The sequence below is a fragment of the Zhongshania sp. R06B22 genome, assembly GCF_040892595.1.
Classification (GTDB): Bacteria; Pseudomonadota; Gammaproteobacteria; order Pseudomonadales; family Spongiibacteraceae; genus Spongiibacter; species Spongiibacter arctica.
In genome coordinates this window covers 2,501-6,013 of record NZ_JBFRYB010000004.1, presented here as the reverse complement: position 1 = coordinate 6,013, position 3,513 = coordinate 2,501, and the positions used below count along the sequence as shown (strand labels likewise).

Annotated in this window: 2 rRNA genes; both read right to left on the bottom strand. The window is 50.3% G+C overall.

Annotation, left to right across the window (positions count from 1 at the left end):
- Window positions 1-206: 206 nt before the first annotated feature.
- Window positions 207-322, bottom strand: a 5S ribosomal RNA gene (gene rrf / locus AB4875_RS17340).
- A 174-nt stretch (window positions 323-496) separates the two neighbouring features.
- Window positions 497-3,399: ribosomal RNA gene (locus tag AB4875_RS17335) — 23S ribosomal RNA — on the bottom strand.
- Between the last annotated feature and the right edge of the window lie 114 nt (window positions 3,400-3,513).

The following is a 3,513-nucleotide window of genomic DNA, read 5'->3' as shown; positions in this document are numbered from 1 at the left end:
TAGTGGAACCCACTTCCAGCAGTCCATAAAAAAACCCGAGACTCTATTGAATCTCGGGTTCTAAATTAAAGCCTGGCGAAAGCTGGCCCCAGGAGCGCAGCGACTGTTTTGGGTCTGACCGTTGGTCGTCGCCAGTTGCCCAACTGTTTAGATTCCACAAAGTAAAATGCCCCAACCGAACTCGGCTGGGGCATTTTGGTTTAGAAGCCTGGCGATGACCTACTCTCGCATGGGGAAACCCCAAACTACCATCGGCGATGACACGTTTCACTTCTGAGTTCGGGATGGGATCAGGTGGTACCATGTCTCTATGGTCGCCAGGCAAACTGGCTTGGTTAAATGAGGTGTCTTACGTACTTTCGTACTGCGTCATTCAATCCAAATAAGGTGGTAAATAAGCTGATATAAGCACTGTCTTTTTCATGTGTAGCTTTCACTACTCGCAACAATCCGCTGCAGTCTCTCAATCTTTCTAATAGCTAAACCACTTAATTATATGGTCAAGCCTCACGAGCAATTAGTACAGGTTAGCTCAATGCCTCGCAGCACTTACACACCCTGCCTATCAACGTCCTGGTCTTGAACGGCTCTTTAGGGGGCTCAAGGCCCCAGGGAGATCTAATCTTGGAAGAGGCTTCGCGCTTAGATGCTTTCAGCGCTTATCCCGTCCGAACGTAGCTACCGGGCAATGCATCTGGCGATACAACCCGAACACCAGAGGTTCGTCCACTTCGGTCCTCTCGTACTAGAAGCAGCTTTCCTCAAATCTCCAACGCCCACGGCAGATAGGGACCGAACTGTCTCACGACGTTCTGAACCCAGCTCGCGTACCACTTTAAATGGCGAACAGCCATACCCTTGGGACCGGCTTCAGCCCCAGGATGTGATGAGCCGACATCGAGGTGCCAAACACCGCCGTCGATGTGAACTCTTGGGCGGTATCAGCCTGTTATCCCCGGAGTACCTTTTATCCGTTGAGCGATGGCCCTTCCATACAGAACCACCGGATCACTATGACCTACTTTCGTACCTGCTCGACTTGTCAGTCTCGCAGTCAAGCGCGCTTATGCCATTACACTAACCGCATGATTTCCGACCATGCTTAGCGCACCTTCGTGCTCCTCCGTTACTCTTTGGGAGGAGACCGCCCCAGTCAAACTACCCACCACACAATGTCCTCGAACCAGATAATGGTCCAGAGTTAGAACCCCAACAGTACCAGGCTGGTATTTCAAGATTGGCTCCACCTAAGCTAGCGCCTAAGTTTCAAAGCCTCCCAGCTATCCTACACAAGTAATATCAGAGTCCACTGTGAAGCTATAGTAAAGGTTCACGGGGTCTTTCCGTCTAGCCGCGGGTATACGGCATCTTAACCGCAAATTCAATTTCACTGAGTCTCGGGTGGAGACAGCGTGGCCATCATTACGCCATTCGTGCAGGTCGGAACTTACCCGACAAGGAATTTCGCTACCTTAGGACCGTTATAGTTACGGCCGCCGTTTACCGGGGCTTCGATCAAGAGCTTCGCTTACGCTAACCCCATCAATTAACCTTCCGGCACCGGGCAGGCGTCACACCGTATACGTCCACTTTCGTGTTTGCACAGTGCTATGTTTTTGATAAACAGTTGCAGCCACCTGGTCACTTCGACTCCCCTCAGCTTACGGAGCAAGTCCGATCACCAAAGGGAGCGTACCTTCTCCCGAAGTTACGGTACCATTTTGCCTAGTTCCTTCACCCGAGTTCTCTCAAGCGCCTTGGTATTCTCTACCTGACCACCTGTGTCGGTTTGGGGTACGGTTTGTTATAACCTGAAGCTTAGAAGATTTTCTTGGAAGCATGGCATCAACGACTTCATCCAAAAGAGGACTCGTCATCGCTTCTCAGCCTTAGTGGGGAACCGGATTTGCCTAATCCCCCAGCCTACGAGCTTAAACACGGACAACCAACGCCGTGCTCGCCTAGCCTACTCCGTCTCTCCATCGCAGTTATAACAAGTACGGGAATATTAACCCGTTTTCCATCGACTACGCATTTCTGCCTCGCCTTAGGGGCCGACTAACCCTGTCCTGATTAGCATGGGACAGGAAACCTTGGTCTTCCGGCGGGGGGGTTTTTCACCCCCCTTGTCGTTACTCATGTCAGCATTCGCACTTCTGATACCTCCAGCAGACTTCTCAATCCACCTTCGCAGGCTTACAGAACGCTCCTCTACCATGCGTGCAAGCACGCATCCGCAGCTTCGGTTACACATTTAGCCCCGTTATATCTTCCGCGCAGGCCGACTCGACTAGTGAGCTATTACGCTTTCTTTAAAGGGTGGCTGCTTCTAAGCCAACCTCCTAGCTGTCTAAGCCTTCCCACATCGTTTCCCACTTAATGTGTATTAGGGACCTTAGCTGGCGGTCTGGGTTGTTTCCCTCTTGACAACGGACGTTAGCACCCGCTGTCTGTCTGCCGTGATTGAACTCCTAGGTATTCGGAGTTTGCATGGGGTTGGTAAGTCGGGATGACCCCCTAGCCCAAACAGTGCTCTACCCCCTAGGGTTAGACACGACGCTCTACCTAAATAGATTTCGAGGAGAACCAGCTATCTCCGAGCTTGATTAGCCTTTCACTCCGATCCACAACTCATCCCCAAATTTTTCAACATTTGTGGGTTCGGTCCTCCAATGCCTGTTACGGCATCTTCAACCTGGCCATGGATAGATCGCCCGGTTTCGGGTCTAATGCCAGCAACTAATTCGCCCTATTAAGACTCGGTTTCCCTACGGCTCCCCTATACGGTTAACCTTGCTACTGACATTAAGTCGCTGACCCATTATACAAAAGGTACGCAGTCACAGAACAAGTCTGCTCCTACTGCTTGTACGCATACGGTTTCAGGATCTATTTCACTCCCCTCACAGGGGTTCTTTTCGCCTTTCCCTCACGGTACTGGTTCACTATCGGTCAATTGGTAGTATTTAGCCTTGGAGGATGGTCCCCCCATATTCAGTCAAGATAACACGTGTCCCGACCTACTTGTCGCAAGCTTAGTACCACAGATGTGTTTTCGTGTACGGGGCTATCACCCTGTATCGCTAGACTTTCCAGACTATTCCACTAACACTTCTGCTATCACTTGCAGGCTGTTCCCCGTTCGCTCGCCGCTACTAAGAGAATCTCGTTTGATTTCTTTTCCTCAGGGTACTTAGATGTTTCAGTTCCCCTGGTTCGCCTCCTAAGACCTATGTATTCAGTCAAAGGATACCTATCTTATGATAGGTGGGTTTCCCCATTCAGACATCTCTGGATCAAAGGTTGGTTGCCACCTCCCCAGAGCTTTTCGCAGGCTCCAACGTCTTTCATCGCCTCCAATTGCCAAGGCATCCACCGTATGCGCTTAGTCGCTTGACCATATAATCAAATAGACTAGCTATCGATCAATCAAGAAACTGCATTACGCGATCATCATCCGACTAGAATGACAACCGTTTTATTTCGCCGGATTGTTACAACACTTAAAAGAAC